Consider the following 2,451-nt stretch of genomic DNA (forward strand, 5'->3'; position numbering starts at 1 on the left):
GTTCGACGTCGTGCTGCCGACCGGCCGCACCGTCGACCCGCTGGCCGACCCCGCCGGCACCAGCGCCCGGCTGTCGCAACTGCACGCCGCCGGAGCGACGGCCATCACCTGCACGGTCACCGCCGAGTCGGTCACGCATTTCTGCGAACAGCTCTGCGCCTTGAAGGAATTGGCCGACACGATCACCGAGGAGGATCAGTGAGCGACGAGCGTGTCGACGCGCTGGAACGCCGGATACAGGCGCTGGAGGACGAGCGTGCCATCGCCCGACTGATCGCCTCCTACGGGCCCCTGGTCGACGTCGGCGACGCCGCCCGGGTGGCCGCCCTGTGGGCCACCGACGGCGGCTACGACGTCGGCGACTGGGTGATGTCCGGGCGTCACGAGGTCGCCGCCATGGTCGAGTCGGAGGCGCACCAGGGACTGATCAGGCGGGGATGTTGCCACTTCTTCGGTCCGCCCGTCATCACCGTCACCGGGGATTCGGCGGTGGCAGTGTGCGAGTCGATCCTGGTGGTGTGCAGTCGGACCCGGGGATATGAGATCGCCCGTGCCGGTGTGCATCTGCTGCGGTTGCGCCGGGGCGAGGCCGGCTGGGAGATCAGCGATCGGATCGCCCGGCAGCTCGACGGCAGCGGCAAGGCCGGCGATCTGGTCGAAGCCGGGCTGGCGGGGCCGCCGCGGTGAGCGGGTCGCTGCAGGGCAGGGTCGCACTGGTCACCGGCGCGGGGGCCGGAATCGGTGCGGGTATCGCCCGGCGCTTCGCCGACGAGGGCGCCCGGGTGGTGGTCGCGGAGTTCGACGCCGCCGCCGGGGCGGCGGTGGCCGACGACATCGGGGGAGTGTTCCTCGAGACCGACGTGGCCGAGCAGGATCAGGTGGAGAACGCGGTCGCGGTGGCGGTTGCCGAATTCGGTGCACTCGACATCCTGGTGAACAACGCCTGGGGTGGCGGGACGATCAGCCGGGTGGAGGCCAAGACCGGCGAGCAGTTGGCGCACGGCATGGCCGTGGGCTACTACGGCCCGTTCTGGGCGATGCGCGCAGCCTTCGACCACATGAAGCGACGCGGCTGGGGCCGGGTGGTCAACATGTGCAGCCTCAACGGTGTCAACGCGCACATGGGATCGCTGGAATACAACGCCGCCAAGGAGGCGCTGCGCGCCCTGACCCGTACCGCTGCGCGGGAGTGGGCGCCGACCGGCGTGACCGTCAACGCGATCTGCCCGGCCGCCAAGAGTCAGGCGTTCCTGCGGGCGATGGCCGACTATCCCGGGATGGAGGAGCTGGCCGACGCGGCCAATCCGATGGGCCGGATGGGCGATCCGTACGCCGACATCGCACCGGTGGCGGTGTTTCTGGCCGGCGAGGGGTCCCGCTACATGACTGGTAACACCGTCTTCGTCGACGGTGGCAGCCACATCAACGGGGTCGCCTGGGCGCCCGACCTCGGGCCGTGACGCTCGAGCGGTCACTCAGCGCTGCAGCGCGAAGTCCTGCGCCAGATCGGCGGTGAAGGCGGGGCGGGTGCCCAGCACCCAGCCGTCGGAGCGCAGCGCCGGTGCGGGCCCGGTGGGCTGCACCGCGGACGGGCCCACCCGGACCGTGTAGTAGCCGGGCGAACAGTTCAGGATGGGGACCGCGACGCCCTCGGCGGCCACCCGGTCACCGAGTTCGGATTCGCCGAACAGTGCCATCAGATCCCGCCCGGGCGCGTCCGGCACCATCTCGTCGAGCCTGGCGGCATCCACCAGCACGAAACCCCGGCCCTCGGGGAAGCATCCGGTGAACTCGGCGGGCACCGAAGGGCCGCTGCCGCCGCTGCTCAGGCGCAGTTGCGGTCGGATGCCCCGGACGTGCGGTCCTGACCGCCGAGGCTGCGCGGGGTCAGCAGTTCGGCCAACCCGTACTGGCTGACCAGGTCGATGTCCTCGGATTCGGGTTCCGGTGCCCGGTTCTGTGCGGGCTGACGATCGGTGCCCAGGTACAGCTCGGTGGCCGCCTTCGCCTGGAACATGCCGATCACCGCTTCGTTGTGTCGCTCCGTGCCGAACTGGGTCAGCGCCGCGGTGAGCTTGGTGTCGATGTAGTCCAGGGTGTGCTCGGCCTGATGCAGCGCGCGGGTCTCCTCGCGGGCGTCCTCACGCTGCGCCTGGGCTTTTCGCCGATCGTCGAGGCAGCGCAGCGACACCGCGCCGAAGGCGGCCGAGAGCGCCGGGACGAACAGCACCGTCGCGGCCACCCCCAGTGAGCCGTCGAAGGTCAGCGCGGCAGCGATGCCCAGGACCACCAGCAGCGCGAGCAGCCCGAGTAACACCGTGGTGGGTGAGGCTGCGGCCACCCGATCCCCGGCCTTGCGTGCCAGCGGGGTCAGCTTGGCGGAGACGGCGGCGGCCTGCCGGGCCGCGGCGCGGCCCCAGTGCGGTTTGGGTCGGGGGGCAACCGGGGGAC

4 protein-coding genes and 1 pseudogene are annotated in these 2,451 nt (G+C 71.4%); 3 read left to right on the forward strand and 2 right to left on the reverse strand.

The window, feature by feature from the left end:
* The 3 genes and pseudogenes from ACXAID_RS27760 to ACXAID_RS27770 form a co-directional block, all read left to right on the forward strand.
* Positions 1-202: pseudogene (locus tag ACXAID_RS27760) on the forward strand (LLM class F420-dependent oxidoreductase); the annotation flags it as partial.
* Positions 199-687, forward strand: coding sequence for a nuclear transport factor 2 family protein (locus tag ACXAID_RS27765; protein ID WP_475025381.1), 489 nt, complete (start codon positions 199-201; stop codon positions 685-687). The pseudogene ACXAID_RS27760 and the gene ACXAID_RS27765, both read left to right, overlap by 4 nt.
* The gene (locus ACXAID_RS27770) at positions 684-1,460 is read left to right on the forward strand and encodes an SDR family NAD(P)-dependent oxidoreductase (RefSeq protein ID WP_475025382.1); all 777 of its coding nucleotides are present in this window, start codon (positions 684-686) and stop codon (positions 1,458-1,460) included. The genes ACXAID_RS27765 and ACXAID_RS27770 overlap by 4 nt, the downstream gene beginning before the upstream one ends.
* Before the next feature lie 15 nt (positions 1,461-1,475).
* Here ACXAID_RS27770 and ACXAID_RS27775 read toward each other — a convergent pair whose 3' ends face one another.
* Both ACXAID_RS27775 and ACXAID_RS27780 read right to left on the reverse strand, forming a co-directional pair.
* Positions 1,476-1,802 carry a hypothetical protein gene (locus tag ACXAID_RS27775; protein ID WP_475025383.1) on the reverse strand — a complete coding sequence of 109 codons (327 nt, stop codon included), beginning with the start codon at positions 1,800-1,802 and terminating at the stop codon, positions 1,476-1,478.
* Positions 1,803-1,825: 23 nt separating this feature from the next.
* Positions 1,826-2,451 (reverse strand): hypothetical protein (locus tag ACXAID_RS27780; RefSeq protein ID WP_475025384.1); only part of this gene is annotated, 626 nt, incomplete at its 5' end.

This window comes from Mycobacterium sp. ABE4_509 (genome assembly GCF_056160785.1).